The sequence below is a fragment of the Flavobacterium sp. GQ95 genome, assembly GCF_059758655.1.
Genome location: NZ_JCAXEB010000015.1, coordinates 1 through 25,150 on the forward strand (window position 1 = coordinate 1; position 25,150 = coordinate 25,150).

22 protein-coding genes are annotated in these 25,150 nt (G+C 30.3%); 7 read left to right on the top strand and 15 right to left on the bottom strand.

Annotation, left to right across the window (positions count from 1 at the left end):
- Positions 1-729, bottom strand: a 729-nt coding sequence (locus tag AC6CH4_RS22335) for a phage tail-like protein (protein WP_498106921.1), incomplete at its 3' end; no start/stop codon positions are given.
- Positions 730-1,663: 934 nt separating this feature from the next.
- Between AC6CH4_RS22335 and AC6CH4_RS22340 the strand changes: the two genes are divergently transcribed.
- From AC6CH4_RS22340 to AC6CH4_RS22355, 4 genes are all read left to right on the top strand, one after another.
- On the top strand, positions 1,664-1,981 hold the full coding sequence (locus tag AC6CH4_RS22340; protein WP_498107075.1) for an ISAon1 family transposase N-terminal region protein: 318 nt from the start codon (positions 1,664-1,666) through the stop codon (positions 1,979-1,981).
- 89 nt (positions 1,982-2,070) lie between these two features.
- A complete protein-coding gene (locus AC6CH4_RS22345) occupies positions 2,071-2,415 on the top strand; it encodes a transposase (RefSeq protein ID WP_498106923.1) in 345 nt (114 codons plus the stop codon).
- A 27-nt stretch (positions 2,416-2,442) separates the two neighbouring features.
- Complete coding sequence (locus AC6CH4_RS22350; RefSeq protein WP_498106925.1) at positions 2,443-2,640, top strand: hypothetical protein; 198 nt, start codon at positions 2,443-2,445, stop codon at positions 2,638-2,640.
- 39 nt (positions 2,641-2,679) lie between these two features.
- Positions 2,680-2,922, top strand: coding sequence for a transposase (locus tag AC6CH4_RS22355; RefSeq protein WP_498107077.1), 243 nt, complete (start codon positions 2,680-2,682; stop codon positions 2,920-2,922).
- A gap of 1,226 nt (positions 2,923-4,148) precedes the next feature.
- Here AC6CH4_RS22355 and AC6CH4_RS22360 read toward each other — a convergent pair.
- The 3 genes from AC6CH4_RS22360 to AC6CH4_RS22370 form a co-directional block, all read right to left on the bottom strand.
- Positions 4,149-4,886 carry a DUF3885 domain-containing protein gene (locus tag AC6CH4_RS22360; protein ID WP_498106927.1) on the bottom strand — a complete coding sequence of 246 codons (738 nt, stop codon included), beginning with the start codon at positions 4,884-4,886 and terminating at the stop codon, positions 4,149-4,151.
- Positions 4,887-5,459: 573 nt separating this feature from the next.
- Entirely contained in the window at positions 5,460-5,711 is a 252-nt protein-coding gene (locus tag AC6CH4_RS22365; protein ID WP_498106929.1) for a hypothetical protein, read from the bottom strand.
- Positions 5,689-6,138: a hypothetical protein gene (locus AC6CH4_RS22370; protein ID WP_498106931.1), complete on the bottom strand. Its 450-nt coding sequence runs from the start codon at positions 6,136-6,138 to the stop codon at positions 5,689-5,691. Before AC6CH4_RS22370 ends, AC6CH4_RS22365 begins: the two co-directional genes overlap by 23 nt.
- Before the next feature lie 275 nt (positions 6,139-6,413).
- On the opposite strand from AC6CH4_RS22370, the gene AC6CH4_RS22375 reads away from it, so the two are divergent.
- The 3 genes from AC6CH4_RS22375 to AC6CH4_RS22385 all read left to right on the top strand — a co-directional run bounded on the left by AC6CH4_RS22375 (position 6,414) and on the right by AC6CH4_RS22385 (position 10,321).
- A complete protein-coding gene (locus tag AC6CH4_RS22375; protein ID WP_498106933.1) occupies positions 6,414-7,391 on the top strand; it encodes a helix-turn-helix domain-containing protein in 978 nt (325 codons plus the stop codon).
- Between the two features lies 1 nt (position 7,392).
- Positions 7,393-8,373, top strand: a complete 981-nt coding sequence (locus AC6CH4_RS22380) for a helix-turn-helix domain-containing protein (protein WP_498106935.1) — start codon at positions 7,393-7,395, stop codon at positions 8,371-8,373.
- A 1,213-nt stretch (positions 8,374-9,586) separates the two neighbouring features.
- The gene (locus AC6CH4_RS22385; RefSeq protein ID WP_498106937.1) at positions 9,587-10,321 is read left to right on the top strand and encodes a tyrosine-protein phosphatase; all 735 of its coding nucleotides are present in this window, start codon (positions 9,587-9,589) and stop codon (positions 10,319-10,321) included.
- Positions 10,322-11,257: 936 nt separating this feature from the next.
- On the opposite strand, the gene AC6CH4_RS22390 is transcribed toward AC6CH4_RS22385, so the two are convergent.
- The 11 genes from AC6CH4_RS22390 to wecB all read right to left on the bottom strand — a co-directional run bounded on the left by AC6CH4_RS22390 (position 11,258) and on the right by wecB (position 25,142).
- Positions 11,258-12,526, bottom strand: coding sequence for an OmpA family protein (locus AC6CH4_RS22390; RefSeq protein ID WP_498106939.1), 1,269 nt, complete (start codon positions 12,524-12,526; stop codon positions 11,258-11,260).
- Between the two features lie 318 nt (positions 12,527-12,844).
- Positions 12,845-15,214 (bottom strand): exopolysaccharide transport family protein, encoded by a 2,370-nt coding sequence (locus AC6CH4_RS22395; protein WP_498106941.1) that lies wholly within the window; start codon positions 15,212-15,214, stop codon positions 12,845-12,847.
- 7 nt (positions 15,215-15,221) lie between these two features.
- Positions 15,222-15,986 (bottom strand): polysaccharide biosynthesis/export family protein, encoded by a 765-nt coding sequence (locus AC6CH4_RS22400; protein WP_498106943.1) that lies wholly within the window; start codon positions 15,984-15,986, stop codon positions 15,222-15,224.
- Between the two features lie 16 nt (positions 15,987-16,002).
- Positions 16,003-16,701 (bottom strand): WecB/TagA/CpsF family glycosyltransferase, encoded by a 699-nt coding sequence (locus AC6CH4_RS22405; RefSeq protein ID WP_498106945.1) that lies wholly within the window; start codon positions 16,699-16,701, stop codon positions 16,003-16,005.
- A gap of 50 nt (positions 16,702-16,751) precedes the next feature.
- Positions 16,752-17,810: a glycosyltransferase gene (locus AC6CH4_RS22410; RefSeq protein WP_498106947.1), complete on the bottom strand. Its 1,059-nt coding sequence runs from the start codon at positions 17,808-17,810 to the stop codon at positions 16,752-16,754.
- A 9-nt stretch (positions 17,811-17,819) separates the two neighbouring features.
- On the bottom strand, positions 17,820-18,932 hold the full coding sequence (locus tag AC6CH4_RS22415; protein ID WP_498106949.1) for a glycosyltransferase: 1,113 nt from the start codon (positions 18,930-18,932) through the stop codon (positions 17,820-17,822).
- A complete protein-coding gene (locus AC6CH4_RS22420; RefSeq protein WP_498106951.1) occupies positions 18,919-20,244 on the bottom strand; it encodes an O-antigen ligase family protein in 1,326 nt (441 codons plus the stop codon). The genes AC6CH4_RS22415 and AC6CH4_RS22420 overlap by 14 nt, the downstream gene beginning before the upstream one ends.
- Positions 20,231-21,412 (bottom strand): glycosyltransferase family protein, encoded by a 1,182-nt coding sequence (locus AC6CH4_RS22425; protein WP_498106953.1) that lies wholly within the window; start codon positions 21,410-21,412, stop codon positions 20,231-20,233. The genes AC6CH4_RS22420 and AC6CH4_RS22425 overlap by 14 nt, the downstream gene beginning before the upstream one ends.
- Before the next feature lies 1 nt (position 21,413).
- Positions 21,414-22,649 carry an oligosaccharide flippase family protein gene (locus AC6CH4_RS22430; protein WP_498106955.1) on the bottom strand — a complete coding sequence of 412 codons (1,236 nt, stop codon included), beginning with the start codon at positions 22,647-22,649 and terminating at the stop codon, positions 21,414-21,416.
- A gap of 113 nt (positions 22,650-22,762) precedes the next feature.
- Positions 22,763-23,980: a UDP-N-acetyl-D-mannosamine dehydrogenase gene (gene wecC, locus AC6CH4_RS22435; RefSeq protein ID WP_498106957.1), complete on the bottom strand. Its 1,218-nt coding sequence runs from the start codon at positions 23,978-23,980 to the stop codon at positions 22,763-22,765.
- A gap of 10 nt (positions 23,981-23,990) precedes the next feature.
- Entirely contained in the window at positions 23,991-25,142 is a 1,152-nt protein-coding gene (wecB, locus tag AC6CH4_RS22440; RefSeq protein WP_498106959.1) for a non-hydrolyzing UDP-N-acetylglucosamine 2-epimerase, read from the bottom strand.
- Positions 25,143-25,150: the final 8 nt, after the last annotated feature.

Below are 25,150 nucleotides of genomic sequence, written 5' to 3' on the forward strand. Positions count from 1 at the left end.
GTTGATTACGTCTGCAAAATTATTCGTTACATCTCCCACAACATTAATAGGGGTAACAGTTCCGTTCTCACTCGTGTACTCATAAACACCATTTCCTTTATCAACCAAAGTAGTCAGCGTCTCGTTCGCCTTAACCATAATGCTCAAATTGATAGTCTGGGTATTTCCAGAAGCATCAACGTATGTAAAGACATTGTTAACCGAATCATAGATTACTGTACCTTCTGCCCTATTAATAATACTTTTAATAAGCTCCTGATTAGCAGGATTATTAATTATAGTATCAAAATTCGAAGTCACATCACCCACAACATCAACATATGTTACATCTCCGTTTTCGTTCGTATAAGTATAATGCCCTTTGCGATCAGTGTCTTTATGCAAGGTTGAAAGCGTATTCTTATCTACATCCTGAGAAGTTCCCGTCAACACTTTTACCCATTTTAAGTCTGCTTCTAACCAAAAATAGTACCCCGGAGTCACACCATTATCACCAACACCAGCTGTAGCAGTATTATAAACAAACAAACTGTTTATATTACCAGACGTAATAGTGATTGAATCATCTTTTCCTCTAAGAGCAACCTGAGGAAACAAGACCCCTTTATTATTTGAAACAATTTCCAATTGAGTCGAAGGATTTGGTGTTGTAGTACCAATTCCAACCTGCGCATTTGCTGTAAACCCAAGCCCTACTAAAGCTGCAAGGCAAATAAATCTTCTTTTCATAATTTCACTTTTTAACCTTTTTAAACACACATCATTATGCAAACAAAAAAAAGGAATAATGACATTTAATTAACTTCAAACAAACTACAGACACCCGTCTATAAAATTTCAATAATCTTAATTTAAATTGTTCTTTTATACTTAAATCACAATGAATCTTAAACCATTAAAAACTATTTACTTACTTAAAAACTTGAGGCAAAATTATTTCTAATTTCATTTTAAAACCTCCTCAAAAAGCCATTTAACTATCAATATAAGTCTTACTTAATCAAAACACCATATTAACAATACCCCTCTTCAAATAACATCACAAAAAAAGTTCACAACAATCAAAATTAAAGTCTTTTAAACACAACCTAACACAGTGCAAAACCTTAATTAAGTAAACCAGCTAAACAACATTACAAAGAAATAACACTTTCCTACACAAAAACACCGCAATAAGACACCTAACTAACACAATAGGACTTATATTCAACATCACTCATTTCAACACTTGTACTTGCATACTTTAAAATTCCTGTTTAGCCCACACCTTAAACCTTAGCAATAGCGAAAAATTCAATAACCGTTATTATGTAAAAAACTGAAGAGCCGTTTCTAACAAAACGTTCTCCAAAGTCATAAAAAATAATTATAACAAAAAAAAACTTTAGACATACTTGCATAATCATATCACAACTTTAACTCAAACACTTTGTTATGATTATCTTTTTTTTTACACTCTCACCATTAGTTATACAAGATCAACCGCCAACACTTCCATTTTCTATACTTTTCAAAAAACACCTCATCAATATTCTCCATAACAAACAGATCAATACATATAGTTATAAGGAATATTAAAAAGTCGTTTTTTTTTGCATTTAAAATTTAATTAGAAATAAAAGCTTCTTTTACCAACCATCTCAAGTTATTATTACCACAAATAATAGTACGCTATTTTAAGCTTACCTCTTATGAGAAAGGAGAGGAGACACTTCATTTGCATTTAAGAGAGATTAATTCGATTCCAAAAAAATACAAAGACTCTAAATTAAACCCGAAAGGATTCTTTAAGCAGATAGCTGTTCAGGATTTTCCAATTCATAAACATCAGAGATATCTTCATATTACCCGCAGAAGATTACTTAATAAAAATACTGGAAAAGTAGTTTTCAGGGACTGGAATTTACCAGCAGACGGAACTCGCGTCCCCCAGGAGTTTGCGTCTTTTTTAAAAGAAATCAATAGATTCCAGGCCAAATGACTGTAATACGACCACTTCTTCCTATGGTGTTTCCGGCAGAAATTTACAATCTCAATACAGCTTGAGATCAAAAACCACATGCCAAAAAAATGGCTTGTTTCCCTAAGAAAATTAGAAAACGCTTGTCCATAGACAAAACATCTCTCTCCAATGGAAAACTTCACACTATTATAACTAACAACTCCACTAAAGGCAGAAAAGGGAGAATCATTGCTATGGTTACCGGAAATAAAGTCGATACAGCAATTTCATTTCTTAAACAAATACCTCTCAGCAAAAGGAACCTAGTAAAGGAAATCACTTTGGATAAGGCCGGTAATATAGAATTAATTGCCCGTAAATATTTTCCTAATGCATCACGTATTACCAACCGTTTTTATATTCAAAAGCTGACCACTGAAGCCCTAGATAAGATTAGAATCAAATATCACTAGGGAGCTATAGATCAAGAAAACCAAGCTATGAGGAGAGGCAGCAAATCAAATGTAAATTTTGAATCCAAGATACTTCCTAACGGTGATACACCGAAACAATTACTTGCCAGAAGTCGCTATTTCTTATACAAAGACAAATCTAAATGGACTTCGAACCAAATAGAACGTACTGCATTATTATTTGAATTGTATCCCGATATTCAAAAAGGCTATAATCCAACCTAAGAACTTCGTAGTATCTTCGAGAATACAAAAAATAAAATCATTGGTTTTGCCAAACTAGCCAAATGCCACGAAAAAATAAACCAATCCGGCTTTAAGCCTTTCAACACAATCTCCCGAACAATTATGAACCATCATCAAACGATATTGAATTATTTTGACAACAGAAGCACCAATGCTTCAGCAGAATATTTTAATGCAAAAATAAAAGCTTTTAAATCTCAATTCAGAGGTATCAGAAATCTAGATTTTTTTCTTTTCAGGCTAACCAATATTTATGCTTAAATTTTAACATTCCACAGGTTTTAGTGTTGATCCATCAAAAGTCATTTATAAAAAATTGATTTCTTTTCGCTAAAGACATTGAAAAGCACTTACAAATAGACCAAACACCTCTCCTCTATGAAGAACCATATATTATTGCAACAAAAAAATCGATAAAAAAAAGGAAAGAAACAATAACAGCAATGGCTACTAAAACCAAATCAGAAGCTTATCATATTATAGCTATTGAAAAAAAAGAAAAAAAAAGAAAAAACTCTCATAGAAAGGAAACCACGTTAAACATAACTGACAATATAAGGAGAGTTAATTACCCTGAAATTTTTCTCTAATACAACTCCTGTTAATGATCGTCCTTACATCCAAAAGACAACCACGGAAGCTTTTTACAAGAAATTATAATAAAATACGCTAGCAAAGATCCAAAAAAAACAAAAAAACAAGGTAAACCAAAAAGCCAAATGTAAATTTACAATCTAGAACACTCCTCAATAGCAGCACACTTAAACAATCACAACTAAAGGTTGCTACATCTTATACAAAAGCAAATCTAAATGAAGCATAAATTAAAAAGAATACCGACCCAACTCAAGAACTTTACCGTATCTTCGACAAAATCATTAGCTTTGCCCCACTAGCCAAATAGCATAAAAAAACGAACCAGTTTGAACTCTAAACCTTTTAATACAATCTCTTGAACAATTACAAATCACTATAAAACCACATTAAATTATTTTGATAATATAAAAACACTAATACTCCGGCAAGAATCCTTCAATGTCAAAACAAAACCTTTTAGTTCGTAATTCAGAGGTAATAGGAACATAAAACTCCTTCTCTTTTTTATACCAACAAATATTTTGCTCAATTTCATCACTCCACAGATTTTGGCCTTGACCCTAGTAAATCTTAATTCTTTTCTATCATTTAAAACAGAATACTAATCAACTTTATCTAATACTACCATCCACATCACACTTCCTCTACTCTTACAAGTCAATTTAACCACACAATCCTAACATTCCGGAAATTGATTTTCTTTTTACAAACAAACTATCAAAAGCTATTTTTGAATCTTAAAGGCAACTTCCATCAAAATCTCATAATTTAAATACACTATATAAAAACCCAAATAATGAGCTGTTTTTTTTTTACGAAAATAATATTTAATCAAAAAAAAATTCTAACTCACACACCACTTATTAGGAAACAACATTCAAATTCATCATTTATAACCTATAGACACTTCTAGAATGATAGTAAGCAGGCAGCCAATTATATCGTTTGCTATACAAATTCTCCAACCCCCCTCCATTGTAACTCCATACATAACATCCTCTTTCATCATACATATACAACCCCTTGTTCGTTATAGGATCTAAAAAAAAAATCCCCTGGGAAATATTCGATTCAAATTCCACTTTATAATCAACAAGCACTTTTAGTATTTTCGACACACCAATTTCTGATAGTTTTATTTTTCCAAAAACCACTCTGGCACAATCTTCATCATTTTTTTTTGCCGTGCTTTTAATTGTTGAACCCTTTTGAAATTCGTTTTCTTTTATATTGTCATAGAAAACCTCTCTAGCAATCAATGGAAGTTCATCTAATAAATTCTCAATAAAATTATTGCTGAATTTTCCAGGATATTCATAAATCAGCATCCAAATTTCAGCATCTAAATTCTCAAAAACATCATGAAAAAGCACGTTTGACCTAAAGATTGCCCGAAATTTTTTATTTTGAATAGCACATTTATGATCTATTTTACCCGTTTCTACCATTTTTTCTTTATCACCCCACCACTCAAGTTCCTTACCCTTCCTAAAAATCTTAAACATTTCATTACCTCCGAATTCAAATCGCAAATTCATATCACCTAACAAGGAATGAGGCGTTTCAATCTTTGCACCTGGACAAACAGAATTCAAATAGAATCGAAACTCACTTCTTATATCTACCATGACTCACTATCATTATTTTTTCCTATACCTCTTTCTCTAATCATAAACTATTACTATTAAAAACTTTAAAGAACAAAAATAAAACTAACGCAAAAAAAACAAACACCTTTGAAGACATAACAACAACAACATAAGACTTATTTGGTTTAAATTTTGCTATATATAAATAAATAAGTTTTGCAGCAACAAAAACCAAACAAACCTAACAAACCTAACAAACCTAACACAGCAGCACGATAATAAACTCATCATTTGCCAGTCCCTAGATTTTTTTGCTTAATAAGCAAAAAAAAACTGCAACAATACAGAAATAGCCTTATGATCCAAAAAATCCGACTATATCTTCTGTCAATATTCATACTTTCAATGACAAAAACTTAACCATTAAATTTAATGCCGAATTTGTAAAAAATCTAATATTTTAATACCTATTTCAATTCTCGATTTCAATCCCGCATAATAATTCAACGAGTTTACTAACGCCTCAAGCCAATAATATTTTGATACGTATTATTTCATTTTACAACTTCCCACTGCTAAACTTCAAGATCTCAACCAATATCCGATCCAACACTATACCCCTAATGGTTTTCTAATTACATTATGATTGCTTATAGTTACATTGTATAGATTAATTAAGGAACCGTATAAATTCACACCATATGCAGATGGACTAGTATTATAAAAACTTGAATTAATTCTCATATAATGTTCACCACCTTTGGCCGACCTGGGAATAAAAAAACTCAAATTAGTAACCTCCCATCCTCCATTACAATAGCCATCAACAAGAACTCTTTCATCATTTATATACAGCGTTGTCATTAAAATCAATCCAAATCGATACTTTTTGCGCATTAAGTGTACAAATATTCAATTTATACTGAGTACCTATTGAAAAATCAAATTTCTGATTACTATTAATCGCATCAGCAGTCCAATTCCAATCACTCACAACATGATCTGACGAATTATCAGTAATTTTCACATAATGCAATACTACGTTACCATTTTTCCCTATCCATGTTGATTCTGAAGAAATACCTCTATAGAGTCTTTTTTTGCTCCAAATCAGTAACACCAAAATATACCTACCCTGATTAAACATTTCGCGTACCTTATAACCGCCTAAATACGCATAATCATACTCATGACCATAACCGATAAAGACATAAAAACACAACAATCCGTTTCTTTTACAATAACCAAGATCAACTTCAAAGCAATTTAAAAAAAAAGACTTAAGACACACTATACAAACAACTTAATACACAAGAGAGCACTTATCCCAATTCAAACAAAAAAGACTTATTTTAATAGTTTTCAGACTTACTAAGGAGGTTCTACAAAAGATTCCATTCTACTTTTGCAAAGTGCAGTTAAACTAAAAAAACGATCAACTCTATAGACATTAAATATCAAAATTAAGCATCATTAGGCTTGTCAAAAATACAAATCCAAGGACAATCTAAATCAATAAAAACAGCTTTAAACATCCTTAAATTACTATTTTAAATAAAATCGGACATGAAAAAAACAGTTCATTACGGAGCAGATTTAGACTGGGTACACTCTGTAGCTAAAGAATTAGAAGGAACAGTGGACGGTAACTTTATAAGGGTTCCTGAAAAAATACATACCGGCGATCGCTACTATTTAGATTGCGGGGGAGGGATAGTAACTTTATACGTAGATGTGGTATACAACAGCGACATTACATTTATTACGAAAAATAAAAAAGATGACTATATAGCACTCTATTACAATCTTAGCGAAGGAGATTCTGAACTTATAATAAATGGCATTAAAAACAACGTGGGGATTTGGGCTTATAATCTATCTGTATTTGATAGCGTTTCCAGATTTCAGCACAATGTCAAAGCTGGCACAAAAACGTTCATATTGTTTATTTTTATTAAAAAAGAAACTATTAATTCTTACATAAAAGATGATATTATTCTACAACATAGAATAAAAAAAACATTGGATCCAAAAAAAAGACCTTTAATCGATTGGGGAAGAATGAGCAATCATAGTCAACAGGCAATTACAGAGCTAAGAAAACTTAAGGTTGGCAGCACCTTATTTGATCTTAATTTAATGGGGACTGTGCAACTGTTAATCTCCGACTATTTGTTTAAAATTTCTGACAATGATATAATTACACAATTATCAGATCAGCCTGATTTACCCATTATTATTGAAATTCAAAAATTTTTAACAGCCCACCTCAATGACGTTTTCCCTGGCAATGAAACAATCGCACAAAGATTTAATCTATCAGCAACCAAATTAAAACGTTTGTTTAAACAAATCACAGGCCAAACACCAAACTCTTTTTTCATGGAAAACAAATTGCAAAAAGCAAAAGAGATTCTGGAAAAAAAAGAACTATCCATCGAACAGATTTCAGAACAATTTAATTTTTCAAATCAGTCACACTTTACTTCAAGATTCAAAAAACAGTTTCGAATGACACCAAAAGATTATATTAAACAATTATAAAATGACAGAGTTAAAACACTACTATTCCCTTACGCCCGAATGGCAATATGACTTTGCTAAAAAATTACAGACAAACCTTATCTATGATAAGATACTGATGCTTCCAAAAAAAATCGGGCATGGCTTCTTTTATTTCTCACAAGTCATCCCTGGCGTGTCTATTGCCCTGCTTGACGTTGTTTTTACCACTGAAGTCGTAATAAACAGACTTAAATCACAAGATAATTTCTACATCATACAATATGATCTTAGCGATGAAATCAATCAAATTATTATTAAAGATGAAAATAATAAAACAAAACACAATGGAGATTCTGTTTTTGCCGTAATAAATAATCATGCAGAAAGCTATTTTAAACCTGTAGTTGGCAAAAGAACATTCACATTACGAATGCTGGTAGATAAAAAAAAATTAAATGGTTATATTAAAAAGGAAAAAATAGAAACCAAAACAAATGATATTGGAACTGAATTACTTTTTTATAAAAACATGGATAGTAAAAGCCAACTACTAATTCATTCCATAATGGAAAAATCAGTATTTGACATTGAATTTGATACCTGCATAAAAAGCATTACATTAAAAATGCTGGCCAACTTTATTAGCGGATATGTGAAGCCAGCTAGAAATAAAATTAACCGAATTGAAAGGGAAAGTATAATAAGAACAACCGAATATCTATCGAATAATTTATACGAAAAATTTCCTTCAATAAAAATTTTATCACAAATGGCAGGAATGTCAACTACTAAATTTAAATCAATATTCCGCAAAATGCACAACAGCCCTCCAAAACAGTTTTTTATTGAAAAAAAAATACACTTAGCAAAAGAGCTGCTCTCAAGTCAAAAATATTCTTCCCCAACCGAAGTAATAAACGAACTAGGATATAATAACATAGAATATTTTCATGTCAAATATTTTGAATATTTTGGAAAGAAGGTTTCAGATCATTTTATCAAGAAAGCCAGTAAGTTTTGAAACAAACAAAAAAGACGCCATCAATCCGGCAACAAAAATGTTACACCATAAAAATACAAACAACAATTAAAAACACACCGAGAATAAACAAACGATACCATTATCATTAAATACAAAAATTAAAAGCCTCCCTAAAACGAAAGGCTTTTATATTTTCTTTCCGAGTCTCGTCCCAAAATAAGTTGACACTAAATCGACTTTTTCAAAGAGAAAGAAAACAAACTCACTAGACACCCTTAACAGGAGGATTATATAGTTTTTAATTAGCTACATCTACAGCATTGAAAATAGCGAGATGATATATAAAACAAACTCAAAGAATTTATACCACACAAAGAAGAAGTACAACTTTAATATTGCTCAGAAAATTTACCTCATTAAATTAAAACAAACCAAAACTCAAAAACCAACAAGAAAACAAGAAGTAACAGAAATAATTAAAAAACAAAATTACAGCAGCCTACTTATTCCAATTACCACGATAAAACATCAACACATTACAATAAGACATACTTTCCAATTCACAATTCGCACCTGTATTCATTAATAAAGTTCAATTCTAAAACCAAACAAACAACAGCCTACATGCATTTCAATTTTAACAGAATCACATATATTAAAACAGGACTCTTGATAACAAACTAATATCTTTATAAACTAAATTGAATTAATAAATTAATCAATATTTGCCATCTATTTTATAAAAACATAAACCGAGCACTATAACACAAACACCTCGATATTTGTAAAAAAAATTAGCGATGAACACATATAAAATATCCATCTATTAGGACAGAAACAACAATATCATCCTTTTTATAGGTAATAACCAGAATAGCTTCGCATATTCTTACACAATACTACCCATTATTTAATATCCCTGGCAATATATATAGTACCTTTAACAAAAAACAGCTATTTACTGTCTCGAATTTATATCCAGAGTAAGACAATGAAAACTATACAAAACTAGTTGATAACTACACATGGCAAGCAATACATATTGAAATGATAAAATACACAAGAGACATTCTGAATGCACACGAACAGAGGCCATCAAAAAACACGAAGCATATCAAAAGTAAATCATAAAAGACAGCATAATACATTCAAAATAAATGCAATAACATATCAATACCCCCAAATACCCAACAACAGACTTCTACAGACTTCCTCAAAATTTAAAATGCGATAAAAATCCATCTTTACATATATGTTCTCAATATTTAAACCCCAATATTACTTAAAAGACTTAATACCTGACAACTATATCGATATTCATAATCATATACTACCAGGAATAGATGATGGCGCTAAGACAATTGAAGAAACCATAATGCTTATATCCCGTATGAAAAAAATAAATATTGCGGGCGCAATAGCTACACCTCATACTTTTATTAAATACTGGAACAATACTCCTACTATAATAAAAAACACCTATGATTCCGTTACAGAAATCAAGTCCAATAAGTCATTTATCAAAAGCTACGCCAGTGAATATATGCTAGACGCTTCTTTAATAACCAGAACTAGCAATGAAAAGCTTTTATGCATTCAGGATCGATACATATTAGTCGAACTACCTTTATCTGGTTTTCCTCTAGATTCGTATGAAATGCTATTTGAGTTAAAATGCAGAAATTACAAAATTATAATAGCACATCCAGAACGCTATATCTATTTTCACAACTATACTGAAAAATTTGAAAAGTTAAAAGCATTTGGTACCTACTTCCAACTTAACTTACTATCCTTAACTGGATACTATGGAAAAAATATTCAAAAAACCGCAGAGCGTTTAATTGAAAATGATTTGTATGACTTTACAGGTAGCGACATTCATAATGAGCATCATATAGATCAATTTACAACAAACCCTATTCAATTCAATAAAAATAAAGTTGGTGATTTATTACGTAAGAACAGCCTTTTTAATAGAGACTAATATTCAATGAATATTTTTCAATACATCATAGTAACCTGAAAAAGTATCAACTGATAATTTAATTTATTTAAATTATATAAAACGCAAACTACAGTCAAAAACTTAAACAAATTTGTAACTAATAAAAACAACAAAAGCCATCCGCAAACGACAGGAAAACAAATACCCCATAACGGATTCAAAAGGATTTATTATACTAATTAGTCAATACAAAAAAGTTTAAAAAAAATAAAAAACTTCTAAATTATTCGATAGACCACGAAGCTTAAAACCTGAATATTTAAGAAAAGTAACTCTTAAAATTCCCTTCCCTGAACCACAAGGCCCAAAATAACAAACACAGCAAATCGCCAAACAACCTACACTGATATAATACTTTTTAAAAATATTAAAGATAATACTACTAAACAGAAATCACTACCTACTTCTTTTCTATTCTAAATATCACATATTCTATTTCAAAAAAAAGTATTCAATAAAAAATCAAGCATCATTTTTATAAACCTTAAATTTAGAAAATAAAATTAACTACAACCCTTTATCAAAAGAGACACGTACTTACAATCCCCCCCAGTCTTACCAATACATTTAGTCGCTCGCCAACAAAAGCAAACACAGGATCCGTAACCATTGGACAAAAAAAAATCAAATATATTACCTCAAAGGAAAAGTTTTTGTTCATAAAAACAATTCAACCTGTATGATTTATTAGAAATTCAGTACATTAATTTTTTTTTATAAAATCTCATTTAAAAGTGTTGCTTTTGTTCATTAATAAATTATACTATCAATTTACCAACTACACCCTATTATTCATTTGGGTTAGTTTTGAAAAAATAAATTGCATTTTATTTTTCTGTAAAAATACTTTATTATATTTCTAATAAAAATAGAGGCTGCCAAAATTGGCAACCTCTATATTAAGAGCGGTAGCATTTATTGCACTCTAAATGTCACTCTTCTTACTAATTTTCTAGCACCATCAGAATCACTATCTACCGAATTGTCTTCACCACCTGACATTGTTTTTAATCGAAAGGATTTTACACCAGCTTTAACTAAAACATCTTTAACATTTTGAGCCCTTTTTTCAGCTAATTTAGCATTATAATCACTACTACCCAGCTCATCGGCATGCCCTACAATTTCTAATGAAGCTGAAGGATTGTTTCTCAAATAGGTTAGGACAAAATCAATTCCTTCTGTAGAAACATTTGTTGGAATCGATTTGGCATAATCAAAGTAAGCACACACATACCCTTCATTTATCAGATCTTTAAGCGATTGTTTATTTGTCAATAAAGACTTGTCGGAGTTTCTATCGTAAGTCTTAAGAATATAAAGTTCTAGCTCATCCGGGATATTATTGTTATTTGCATCTATTGACCTTCCTTTTACATCAACCATTACTCCGGAAATAGTATTAGGTTCACGGTCTAAATAATCCTGCACCCCATCTTGGTCAGTATCCAACATTTTAGTTTCAATATCAGCAATTTTTCCTTTGAGTTCCTCATTTATATTCTCTACATTAGAAACTATCCAGTCGGCATGTTTATCATTTTTACCTAAATAAACAGTTAAACCTACCGTGCCATTAAAAAGAATTCCTGTAAAACCTCTAGGATTTGAAGTATTTACCCCATCAAAAGTGGCATTTTGGGATGCATTAACGATAGTTGTTAAATCCCCATTTAGAACAAGTCTTTTAGAAACTTTAATTTGCCCAGTCACACCAGCCATAAAATTACCCATCCTGTCCTTTAATGTAGAATTATCACTTTCCAGTTGAGCCAGTCCAAAACCAGCATGACCCAATAAACCAACGGTATTTGTCCAATCTTCAAAACTCATAATTCTTCCCAAATTGACAATAGCCTGTATATTTGCACTATAATATTTGGTTTCGAAATCTATAGAATTATCTCCTTCCTTAAAACTGTTGTAGCTAGCATTAACTTTTAAACCAAACTTATTGTTAACCATATATCTAACTCCAAGAGCAGCAACATAAGGACTTAATGGTGAAGTGTAATAGCTCTTAGTCATTGGTCTTTGAGGTTTATTGACCCCTGCGGCTAATTCAATAGACCATTTATTAAAGCTACTTGATGGATCATTTTCTATTTTTGATTGCGCACTTGAAGTAACCATTACAAAAGCAAAAGCCACCATAACCATAATTTTTTTAGTGTTTTTTTTCATTTTCATTTTTTATATATAATTCAAGTCATCAGTTAATTATTAACGACAATTTTTAGCAAAAATCACCGAAAAACATGACGCAACACAACTCGATAAGACATTATTTTACCACAATAAAGCTTTAATACAAATGTTTCTAATATTGATCATTCACATGGCTAAACTCCACTTTTCTTAATTATTAAAACCTCTTCCTTGACAAGCAATAAAAACAAAAAAAGGCAGCAAAAATATTCTTGCTACCTTTTAACATTTCAATTTGCCCAATAAACTGTATCGTTTTTTCAATATCAGACAGATTTATGATTAATTACAGATTTAACGACTTTTAAACAAACGATTAAATAGTGTTTTTTTTTCTACAAATCCATCATAACCATAATTATAACCATAATTATAACCGTTAATCGTATCAATACTATTAATAACATACCCCATATTGTTAAGTTTTTTTTCGTCATTAAGCTTATTGGAATAAGATATTAATTTTTTTTCTGTTATTCCAGAACGCACTACATATAAAGTTGTATCTGCATATTTTGAAATAATGAGAGAATCCGAAACTAATAATGTTGGAGGCGTGTCAAAAATAACAATGTCATAGACCTCTTTTACTTCATTCACAAAAGTATTGAATTTCATACTCGACAATAAAAGAGTTGGGTTAGGAGGAATATCTCCAGACAATAAAACATCAAACGAAAAGTCATTAACTTTATTCCTATAGATTAGGTCATCCCACCTCAAAGAATTAATATGCAAATAATTGGAGAGACCTTTACTATCATCTTTATCTTGAGCCAAATGCTTATGTAATTGTGGATTTCTCAAATCAGTACCAACAAGAAGTACTTTTTTATCTAATTGGGCAAGAGCACTTGCAAGATTATAAGAAACAAATGTTTTCCCCTCTCCTTTAATAGATGAAGTAACAAAAAAGATCTTCCCTAGCTTGTTAACATTAAAAGGAGTTATAAATTCAGTATTGTGAGCTAATGTCCTAAAAGCTTCTAGAATTTCTATATTATCTTCAATATTTTTAACTTTATTTTCATCTAGTGACGGTAATTCACCTATAATAGGAATTTGGTTATTTATATTCTCTATATCGCTAGCATTATATATTTTAACATCATACCTGAAAATTACATATAAAAGACCAAAGGGAATAAATGTTCCTAAAGATAAAGCTACAAAAACAAGTAAGCTAGCCTTAGGATAAATAGGAATATTACCGGTAATTGCATAATCTATAATTTTAGTATTAGGAACAGTAGCAGCAAGATTAATAGCCGCTTCTTCTCTTTTTTGGAGTAGTAATAAATATAAACTTTCTTTAAGATTTTGTTGACGTTCTATACTACGCAATACCTTTTCTTTTTCAGGTAAGGAAGAGAAAGTATTATCCGCAGATCTTTGAGCTACTTCTCCCTGATGATGAGAGCTTTCTAATTGCTGTTTAAAGCCTTTTACTGAATTTATAATATTGTTTTTTTGATTTTTAAGCGAATTAAATAGAACTTGAATAGAAGGATTATTACTCCCTGCGCTAGTCTGCAATTTTTTATATTCTAGTACAGATGTGTTATAAACAGCAATTAAGTGATTAATCGTTGTGCTTTGAATTCCGATATCTGCTGGTAAAAGATCAAAACCAGCCTCTTTACACAAGTTATCATATAAAAGTTGCACTAATATCAATTGGGATTCTACATCAAAAAGAGCTTGCTCCTTAGCTGATTTTATTTTTATAGTAACCCCAGCATCTTCTTGAATAAAACTTAAATTATTGTGTTTTTTATAGTCTTTTTTTGACACTTCAATAGCATTTAGTTCTTGCTTTAAAAAAACAAAGCGATTGTCAACAAATTCGATAGTTCTTCGAGAAACTTGTTGACTATCTTTAACACCATCTTCTTCAAATACTTTAATTAAATTATTTAGGACAACCTGGGCATGTTTGCCATCAGAATTTTTTAAAATTAAAGAAATGATATCACTATCTTTTCCCATCGATGTAACCTGTATATCATTGCTTAGTTCGAATGAAGCTAATTTAATCGGTTTTAAAATTATCTCATAATTCTTATCAATAAATGATTTTATACTACCATTAACAGATGGCTGAATGATTATCGGAAAATTAGGCACAGGTTTATTTAACCAATATCCATTTGTTTTAATAATATTTCCTGATTCTTTCTCTACTATGATGTATCCTGTTTTGGTAATGCTAACATCAAATTTTAGTGTTTTCAGCAAACTATCTTGTGGTAATGCATAGCTTACAACAAAAGGAGGATTGAAATTAATTTTAGAATTTATTTTTCCCTTTGAAATATAAACCACATTTAATTTCAAATTTTGAACGACTCGTTCAGATAGACGATTTGATTTAAAAAGAGCAATTTCATTTTCTAGGTTAATTGTAGATTTACTTAATACTTTGGATATATCTAGAGAAAAATTAGTATTTTTTTTATCATCTATCAATTTAACTTTAGCTTCCGTTAAATACATTACATCTGCATAACGTAAGTATATAAATACTATTACCAGCGAAATAACTATTGAGCAAAGAAACCAGGGCCAGTAGGCTGAATATTTTTTAAATGAATCTACTAGATCTATAGTACTTTCATTTTCGCTATAGTCTGAAAAATTAATTTTATTTGTATTTTTAATCATATCAAAATTATCGTGTTAACAAAATTATCGAACTCAAAACCAATGAAGCAATCGTCAAGATGGTTGCCGTATTGCCTATATATCCGGATGATTTTACTTTGGAATTGTTTGGATTTACTATCAACACATCATTTTGCCTAATACTATAGTCTTGATCATTCATCCAATTGGTTGCAGTAAGATCAAGATGTTTAATTGTTCGTATACCCTGTGATTCCCTGATCAGTATAATATCTTTTCTTTTACCATTAATAGTCAAATCACCTGCGTATCCTAATGCTTGAGGCAAAGTAAGATATTGTTCTGAAAAAGAATATGTTCCGGGTCTATTCACTTCTCCCAAAATAGTAACTTTGGCATTTAAAATACGAATCTGTACAGTGGGATTTACTAGATGATCTCCAGTTTCTAATGTACCCTTTAATTCCTGTTCTAGTCCGGAAGTAGTTTTATTGGCTACAGAAATGTTTCCCAATATTGGAAAAACTATACTACCTTCTGGAGACACTAAATAACCTTGTAATTTTATTGTCTCAATATTTGACATGCTATTGGTTCCCAATTGCTGAATATTATACGAATAAACGGTTTCCGGAACTTTTGCACCTACGGTAATGCTAAGTATATCATTAGGCTGTATCAACGAACCAGAATATGAAATGGAACTTGATTTGTATAATGCACTATCTTGGAAGTATAAAATATCTTTTTTAGAAGCACATGATTGTAAAATGAGAATGAAGAGCGCTAAAGTGCACATTAATTTGTTCATGATTTATATTTATTGTTTAAAACTTGTTTAGCTGAAGTAATGCAAAGAACCGAACTAAATGAATTTGCCTTGTTATTCTTAAAGGCTGGTATATCAGACGATAAGCCCATTCCAAATTCTTCTTTATCCACCATTCTGGTGCCCGTCGGACATGACCCATATATACATCGAAACTGCCACCCAATCCTTGATAAGTTGCCTTGTGTCTTTTGTGTAATTCTTCCATAAGTAATTCTTGTTTAGGAGACCCCATAGCTACAAAAATCACATTAGGTTGTTTCCCTACTATATCTTTTATAAGTTCTTCTTTTTCTTTATCATTTTTTAAAAAACCGCTTCTGTAATTTAAAATCTGAATATCTTTAAAGTCTCTTCTTAGATTTATAACAACAGCTTCAATTACTTCCTCTTTCCCTCCAACCAAATAAAACGTTTTGGTTGTATGGTACTCTTTAATTATATCTAACCAAAGTTCGCAACCTGGAATTTTCACGACTTTTTTTAACCCTTTCTTTCTTAGCGCCCACACTGCACCTATTCCATCAGGATAACCCAGATTTCTATTAATGAGTAAACGACTTTTATCTGTTGCATGCACTATTTTTTCAGCATTTACAGCAACTAAAATTTTATGATTAAAAATAGCATAACGCATAAGTTCAGTTCTGGATTGTGGAGCATATATATTGATACCATTTGACAAACTTGATTTCATCGCTTTTTTTGTGTTATTATAACCTTAATAGCTTAATGCAAGGCTACATTCTATTTTAAATAATTTTTAATATCCTCTTCAATTTTACTCACAACAGAACTGGCCAAAAATCTGTTAATGGAATAAATATGATTAAATAAAGCTGTGTTTCTTGTTTTGGCAGGATTAAGGATAAAACTTTCTAACTCACGGGCAAACGAATCTGGCGACAGGTCATCAATTAGACTCCCCATTGTTTTAGGATCAAAAAAATCATTTATCCCCCCTATAGGTCTTGTAATTACCGGTAAGCCAAATACCATGGCTTCCAATACAGAAGTCGGCATTCCTTCACCATGTGTAGTAGGCAAAACATAAATATCAGACTTACAATATTCATTAGCTACATCCATACCGTAAAGCGGGCCAGTAAAACAAATATCCTTTATATAATGATCTACTGCATGTTGCTTTGCATGCTCTAAAAAGCCTCCCGATCCAACTATAGTTAACGTAAGCCACTCATATTTTTCCTTTAATATGCCAAATGCATCTATTGCTATTAATACTCCTTTTTCTTTCTCAATTCTTGCTAAAAAAAGGATATTCCTCACACTACCTAGTCTTGTTTTAATATCAAAATTTTTTAATAATTTATTATCAACTTTAGTACTTGTTAATAAGATTGGTCTGTTAATCCCCATATTTAGTAATTGCTTTTTAAACGAAGAAGACAATACATAAATAAAAACAGATTTATTATAAACCAATCTGAACATTAGCGGACTACTTGTAATAATTTTAGAGTATCGTTCATTCCAACCATGAATAAAGGTTATAACTTTAATTGCTAATACATTTGCTATTAATAAATATATACCATCTCGTATGAGCTGGTATCTCCTAAATGATGGATTAATAATTACTACATCTGGTCTTTTAAGAACCAATTTTAGAACATACTTAATTAAGTCATAAAAAAAAGTAATAAAAGCGGGAATGTTTTCCCTTTTTCCATAGTATTCGTATTTAATAGTAGTACTCCAAAAATCATTTAGTCCTATATAGTTATTTGCTACACCTCCAAGAAGTTTAGGATGTGGGCTTACAATTAATATCTTATTTTTCATATATATATTCTAAAAGGCTTCGAAACATCTCAAATAATTTAATACAGTTGAATTGATATGATACTTTTGGATCACTAAATCCCTTTTAATTACCACTTCTTCTCTATCTATATCACATATTTTTTTATTTTTCTTAAATAAATCAACATAAGAATTTACTGTATTGGCTTCAGGAAAATAACATGCTTCTAAATCACTAAAAATTTTTAAATGCTCCTTTATTGGGGATAAAATGAGTGGTAAGCCCGTGTTCATTGCTTCCAATACAGTTATGGGTAATCCTTCATATAATGATGATGATATATATAAATCCGATGAATACATTAAATCATTGACATTATCTTTGACTCCAATAAATTTGATGCAATTTCTAAATTTTAATTGGTTACATTCCTTAATTATATTTTGATAAAAACCAGCATCAGTATGTTTACCGCATACTAACAAATAGAGTGAGCCTTTATATATATCACTATTTAATCTTTCAATTAAATTCAAGAGCAATAATTGATTTTTCCCTTCTGTAATTCTTCCAACATTCAATACAATCAAACTCCCTGAAGGTATGCCATGCTCCCTCTCTATAAATTTTCTGATATTTTGATTTTTGTGCGTAGAAATACCATTATCAATTACAGTTCCTTTTCCTATATTTTTTGTTAAGCTCCTGCAAACTTCATCAGAACAATAAATATTCTTATACTTTAAAATGAATAGCTTTGAATAAAATAATTTTCGCCACTTTGTTTCAAAAATATGCGTACTATGTATCGTTTGAAAAAACTTAATTTTAGAAAAAAAGAATGAAAACGGGAAAAAATAGACTGCTGCTAAAAAAGAATGAATATGTATCACTGTTGGACGATGTTTTTTTAAAAGTTTATATATTTTAAAAAATATTACAAGAGACCAATCAGAAGGCGCCCTATCTAAACTTATAACTTTAATACCATTTTCCCGCAATTGATTTATTTTCGATATTTCCGAAACATCATCAGAAAACTGATCAATTATAATTACTACGACTTCATTATTCTCTTTTCTTAATCCTATAGATAAATCTTTTACGAGTGTTTCTGCTCCTCCTGCCCCAAAACCAGCAATTACTTCAATAATTTTCATATAATACTTGTTTGTTAATTTTTTTTAATGAAGACCAAGCTATCAGAAAACTAAAAATATTAACAGTTTCTATTAAATCAGAACTTAAATTAGCTCTCATAAATAATGCAATAAAAATTGGCAATATGAAAAAACCGGAATTTGCATGGTCACTTAGTAAAACTTGATTTTTTTTCAAGAGAGCAAATACATATATAAATAAAAGCAGAGTTCCAACAAAACCCGTTTCACATAGTAATTCCAAAAATATATTATGAGGATAATATCTGTCATTATTGTAAGACGATGCAAACCCTCCTAGTCCACGACCAAATAATGGATTGGTTTGTATCAATTGAAGCGCTTCTAAAATTTCTTTGGGACGATGTATTTTTTCGGAAATTGTACTTCCTTCCTCACCTTTAAAAACAGAATCTTTACTTCCGAGAGTGACTAAAAAAAATAAGGATATCAAAACGGCTCCTATTGTTGCATTTCTTAACAAATCTTTCTTATTTACTTTTCTATCAAAAAAAATATACATAAAATAGATAATCGGCAATGAATAAAGTGATTGCCTTGATCCGGAATAAAGAATAATTAGTAAGCAAGTACTAAGCCCTAAATAAAAAAACACATCATTTTTCTTAACTGTATTTTTATTTGGTATGAAATTCAATAAAAAACCAAAAACAATTACAGCCAAAAGACCTATCTCCTGATAATTAATAAGTTCGAACCTTAATTTAGCCGAGCCATTTAAAAAAAATCTACGATAAGATCCAAAATCAGCAAAAAAATCAGGGCCGCTCCAGTTCAAAGTAACATACATGTATGAATAGTACTGAAATACCGAGAGTAAAACCAAAACTATCAATTTTATTAAATTTATATGAGGATTTAGAAGAAATACTAAAAAACATAAAATAAAAAAAACACCTTTGTAAATAATGTAAACCATTTTTTCGGTAGCATAGGAATGCATTGGTCCAAAAAAATAAAAAAATAAAAAAATAAATATTACAGGAAAAAACTTGTAAATGTTTTTTTTAAAATCAATCTTATGATTATAGCGCGATATATAAAAGTAACCTAAAGCCATAATAAAAGCTATAAGTCCCATTTTCTGGATTTTATAGACATCACTCCAAAGTCGCGAAATATTAAAAAAGAACCAAATTAAATACACTCCGGTGGTTGATGTATTTGCTCTAAACAAAATTAAAAGAATCAACACAGATGATAGAAAAAAAAATTTAATGCCATACAGCCCAAATACAATTAAGGCTAGTAACAGAAAGACAATTGTTATATCTAAGTTATTTGCTTTCATGTCCTAGTCTATTAATGGAGTAATTCAAAAAATCAATTAATTCATTTGATTTAATGTGCATATCAATATTTTTAATTGCATATTGCACTAATATTTGAGATACATTTTCCTTTTTATTGTTTAAGCTTATTATAAAATCCAATAATTTTAAAAAATCGACAGGGGTTTCATTTGCCTCAATATTGAACAAATATTTTGAAATTGAAAAATCGATATCTTCATCACTGCCAGAATAAATAAATGGTAATCCGCGCGACAAGTACTCCCTGTGTTTTAATGGTACTCCATTTAGAATATTTATACGATGTAATCCCAAACTACCAATAGCACAGTCCGCATTATTAAACAGCTTGTCCAAATACTCTCCGGTTTTAAATCCTGTAAGGAATATATTTTTATTCAATAATTCCGTTAATTCTAACCTCCTAAGTATATCTATAAATGTAATTTCTTTACCCACTAGAAATAAAGAGTAATTCAATGTTCCTTTATAATCCTTTATTCCTAATAACAATCGTTCTAATCCATGCCAAACAGATGTATTTCCAACAAAAATTAAATTTATATGATTTTCTATCCTTACATCACAATATCTTTTTGTTTGAATTTTATTTACTGACACACCATTTGTTATTGTTTTTAAGTTTAATTTATATCCTACTTTCAACTCTTGATGGATTGAAAATTCACTAGCCTTTCCTACATTTCCTAAAGCATACTTAAATCCTTTTTTGGCAAAAAAAACTTCTTTCCAAACATCAAATTTTGGTCTTATAGATCTTAATCTAATTTCTTCTAATTCTTTGGTATTATGTTCCAGAATAACTTTATTCTTAAATCTTTTAAGAAACCTGCAGAGAAAAAATGAAGACCCCGGGTATCTAAAATAGATAATGTCATAATTTTTAGAACTAGAAGACTGAGAAATCATTTTCCATAAATTAAATAGCAAAAAAGGTCTTTTCCAGCCTGAATAAGGATATTTTGTGAAAGTAAAGTATTCCGGAAAGTCATTTTTATTCAAAAAAGCCGATTCACTTTTATAAAACAAAAGTACATCTACACTTATATAGTCATTTTTCATACTCTCTGTCTGCTCTTTAATCTTTTTAATAACACCAAGATTTTCATTAAGTAAAGGCAGAATTGATAAATACAGGATTTTCATTTTATTCATTTTTAAATTTAATTTTAAAATATACAAACTGAGTTAATCCGTGGAATAAGTAACTCAGAAATACGGCATAAGCCAAACCAGTCGCTCCATACCCTTGCTTAATAAAGTAAACTGTAAAAAAGATAAAATAAACAGCCCAGAATAAATTAAAGAAAAAACCAGACCACATTTTGCCTTTACTTGCAAGTGCTAGCCCAATAACTGAACAAAAAGAGGAAAATAATGCCGAAGAAATAAGTACAATAAACAATTCTGTATTAATATATTCTTTTCCATATAGAGATAGAATATATTTAGAGAATAGCATTAATGGTAATATTATAATCATAGTAAAAAACAGATTTGTTTTAACATTAAAATTCAAAGTTTTTTTGAAATTTTCCTTATTACAAATTGTTAAAGCTGGCAAAATAATATGCATTAATGCCGAAGGAATAAACAATACTATTAACCGCCATTGATCAGCCACATCAAAAAAAGCCATTTCTTTAAAATCACTATTTTTTATCATAAAGCTTTTTGCCCACCAAAAAACAGGTGTTACCAAAAATGATGAAAATGCAGCCGGTAAACTGAAAGACCATGGAAATGTTTTTTTCTCAGAAAGAAAATCATTAAAACAAACAATTCTTTTCTCAAGACCAAAACATTTATCCACTGCCCTTTTATTTAAGATATAGAGATAAATATAACCCAAGCCAAATCCAATTAATGAACCGGTAACTCCAAAAAAATAAGCTCCAATTAAAGATAACACTGATTGAATGGCAGTAGATAAAAAAGTATTTTTGGCAATTGTTTTAAAGTCTTGAAAGCCAGAAAGACTCCCCGAAAACACACTATTCATTGTTACAAAAAACAATAAAAAGGAACATATTCTAAGTTGCTTATACAACGCTACATCATTAAAAGACCATATGGAAATTTGCTTTGCAAAAATAAATATATTAAAAGATACGACTATTGCCAGAATGAAATTGAATAGTAATGATATGTCAAATATTCTTCTTGCTTTGCAAAGATCATCCTTTCTATGAAGCGCGATGAATCTTGAAGTTGTATTACCTAATCCAAATCCAGTAAAAACAACAAAAAAATTTAACGTAGATCTTAAAATACCTAATTGCCCATATGCGATAGAATCCAAAATTCGGACCAGTATAATTGCGGATATCAACATATTACCTCTGGAAAGTAAAGCACCAAGAACAGACCAGAATGAATCCATTATAAGATGTTCAAATTGATTTAATTTAAATTTGTCAATTAGGAAATGTATTTTTCCTTTAAGAATCAGTTTTATCATTTAAAATAAATATGTTGGATTAATTATTTTATAAATTATTTATTTAAAACTCCACAAAAATCCAAAATCACCTTGCCTTTTGTAATTTCAATTTCCTTAAATTCGTAATGATTGACTAGAAAAACAATTATATCTGCCAAGCCAACTGCCTCATTATAATTGGTTAATTTAAAAACATTGTGTTCTGTAATATTAGGTTCTACAATGAAGTACTCCTCGCCATTATTATCATTCTGCAGCACTTTTTGTACAATATATTTAGCTGGTGATTCTCTCAAATCATCAATATCAGGCTTAAAAGCTAAGCCCATGAGTGCAATAGTAGCTTTTCTTTTGTGCTTTAGTTCAAATTCTAATTTGGCAGATTGAATTTTCTCTGCACACCAAAATGATTTGAAATTATTAATCTCTCTTGCTGCATTTATTATTTTTGATTCCAGCGGATATTCTGATACTAAAAAATATGGATCTACTGCAATACAATGCCCTCCAACTCCGGACCCTGGTTGTAAAATATTAACCCTTGGATGTTTATTTGCTAACGCTATTAATTCCCATACATTTATATCAGCTTTATCACAGATCAAAGACAATTCATTTGCAAAAGCAATTTGAACATCTCTTGAAGAGTTTTCTACTAATTTGCACATCTCCGCTGTTCTGGCATTAGTTGGATGTAACCTCCCCTGTACAAAACCTGAATAAAAACCAATAGCTTTTTCTGTAGATTTTTCATCTACTCCTCCAATAACCCTATCATTATGTACCAATTCATGCATTACATTTCCAGGTAATACACGTTCAGGACAATATGCGATATATAAAGTTTCTTCTAATTCAGGACGCATGCTATAAATAAAATCCCTCATTTTTTCAGTTGTTCCAATGGGTGAGGTTGACTCAATAATAAATAAATCTCCATTTTTTAAAATTGGAATAATACTTTTGGTAGCAGCCTGAACAAATGAAATATCTGGTTCATTCCTCTCTTTAAATGGTGTAGGAACTACTACTAAATAAATACTCGCCTCCATCACTGTCGTAGCAGCTTTGAGGAATCCCTTTTTTACAGCATTAGCAACAGCAGTATCCAATTCGGGTTCTATAATATGAATTTTACCTTTGTTTATGATATCGACTACTTTTGGATTAATATCGACACCTAATACATGAATATTTTTTGATGCTATTAACGCTGCAGTTGGCAAGCCTATATACCCTAGACCAATCATTACGACTTCTGGTTGATTCATTTTACTTTTTTTATTCTATTTTTTTACTAAATTTTATTTCAAAACCTTCTATTTCAGCAATAAAACATACAATTCTATTGCTGGCATTACCATCTCCATATGGATTATGTAGCGCACTCATGCTTTCAAAACGTTCTTTATTATTTAAAAGATCCAAAGCTTCTTTTACAATTAATTTCGTATTAGTCCCTACTAATAAAACTGTTCCAGCTTCTACAGCTTCAGGACGCTCTGTAATATCTCTCATGACCAAAACTGGTTTTCCTAAACTCGGAGCCTCTTCCTGTACACCACCGCTATCGGTAATAATGAGTCTGGACCTATTCATCATCCAAATAAAATCCTCATAGGCTAAAGGACTGATGAGTAAAACATTAGAAATATTAGATAAAATTCGATTTACAGGTTCTTGCACATTTGGATTCAAGTGCACAGGATAGACAATTATCCGTTGCATATTATTAGTTGCTATAGCTTTTAATGCTTTACATATTCGAATAAATCCTTCACCGTGATTTTCTCTACGATGTCCTGTTACTAAGATTATTTCTTTTTTTCCAAGTTTTTTTGACAGCTCTTGGATTAGATCACTTGGCTCTTGATTTATTTTGTCCACACTTTGTAACAAAGCATCAATTACAGTATTTCCTGTAATCACAATCGAATCTTCTGCTATATTTTCGTCTATTAAGTTTTGCTTAGACATTTCTGTAGGAGTAAAATGGAAATCACACAAGCGTCCTGTTATTTGTCTATTCATTTCTTCGGGAAATGGTGATCTTTTATTGTGAGTTCTTAATCCCGCCTCAACGTGACATACCTTAGCTCCACTATAAAAAGAAGCAATACTGCCTGCCATTGTAGTAGTTGTATCACCATGAACAAATACATAATCTGGCTGAAACTCTTCTAATATAGATTTCATATTAATAATAATATCGGAGGTCAAACGATACAAATCTTGATTCGGCTTCATTAAATCAAGATCATAATCAGGTACGATATCAAAAAAACTTAACGCCTGATCTAGCATTTCTCTATGTTGTGCTGTGACGCATACTTTGGTTTGAAATAAATCAGGATACTTTTTAAATTCTTTTATTAATGGAGCCATTTTAATTGCTTCTGGTCTAGTACCAAGAACAACAAATATTTTTATCATTTATTTTT